The sequence below is a fragment of the Sphingomonas segetis genome, assembly GCF_009720245.1.
Taxonomy (GTDB): Bacteria; Pseudomonadota; Alphaproteobacteria; order Sphingomonadales; family Sphingomonadaceae; genus Sphingomicrobium; species Sphingomicrobium segetis.
This window is the reverse complement of record NZ_WJSQ01000295.1, coordinates 1-1,106: the sequence shown is the minus strand read 5'-3', so window position 1 is coordinate 1,106 and position 1,106 is coordinate 1. Positions and strand designations below refer to the sequence as shown.

Below are 1,106 nucleotides of genomic sequence, written 5' to 3'. Positions count from 1 at the left end.
CCCCTCGCCCGGTCGCGGCACCGGCGCCGCGCCGCGCGCCTCGGCCTCGCTCCGCACCTGGAAGCAAGGCCAAGTCCGCCTTCACGCTCCGGCTCGATCCCGATCGCCACCTCAAGCTCCGCCTTGCCTGCGCGGTCGACGGACGCTCGGCGCAGCAGCTCGTGACCGACGCGCTCGACCAGCTGCTCGGACGCATGCCGGAACTCGATTCCTTGGCTTCGAAAGCCAAACGCAAGGGGTAATAACCATGTCCACGCCGCTCCGCTTCGGCTCCGCCGTTTCCGCCATCGTGCTCGCCTCGATGCTCGCCGGTTGCGCGGTGACGCACCAGAAGACAGGGTTCGGCGGCAAGTCGGGCGACGACGTCGGGCTTGCGACCCGCGCACTGATGGCGCTCAATGCCAAGGACGTGACGACCGCAATCGACTTCGCGGAGCGCGCGGTCGCGAACACGCCTGACGACGCGGGCTTCCGCGCGATTCTGGGCAATGCCTATTTTGCAGCGGGCCGCTTCTGGTCGGCGGAGTCCGCCTACAAGGATTCGCTGTCGATCTACTCCAATCAGCCGCAGGTCATCCTCAAGCTCGCGCTGGTCGAAACTGCGCTCGGCAAGAAGGACGAAGCCGCGGCCTTCCTTCAGGCCGGGCGTTCGGTGCTCGATGCCTCCAACTACGGCCTCGCGCTTGCGCTTGCCGGACGCCCCGCGGACGCGATCCGGGTACTCGAGGCCGCCGCTCGCGAGCAGGGGGCCGATGCGACGGTTCGTCAGAACCTTGCGCTCGCCCATGCGCTCGCCGGCGACTGGACCGAGGCGCGCATCATCGCCGCGCAGGATGTCCCCGCCGACAAGCTCGATTCGCGCCTGCACCAGTGGATGCAGCTCGCCAGCCCGAAGAAGCCGGCCGAGCAGGTCGCCGCGCTCGTCGGCGTCACCCCGGCCGCGGTCGATCACGGCCAGCCGGTTCGTCTCGCGCTGCGCAAGACGGATACGATGCTCGCACAGGCCGCGCCGGTTGTGCATACGCCGGTCATCGACGTCGCTCCCGCACCCGTTGCCCTACCTGCGCCGCTACCGGAGCCGGAGCCGCAAGTCGCCCAGGCCGCTC

Annotated in this window: 1 protein-coding gene and 1 pseudogene; both read left to right on the top strand. The window is 69.4% G+C overall.

Annotated elements, in window-relative coordinates:
• Positions 1-242, top strand: a pseudogene (locus tag GH737_RS15630) (hypothetical protein); the annotation flags it as partial.
• Between the two features lie 5 nt (positions 243-247).
• A partial coding sequence (locus GH737_RS14880; RefSeq protein ID WP_155265534.1) for a tetratricopeptide repeat protein occupies positions 248-1,106 on the top strand: 859 nt, incomplete at its 3' end.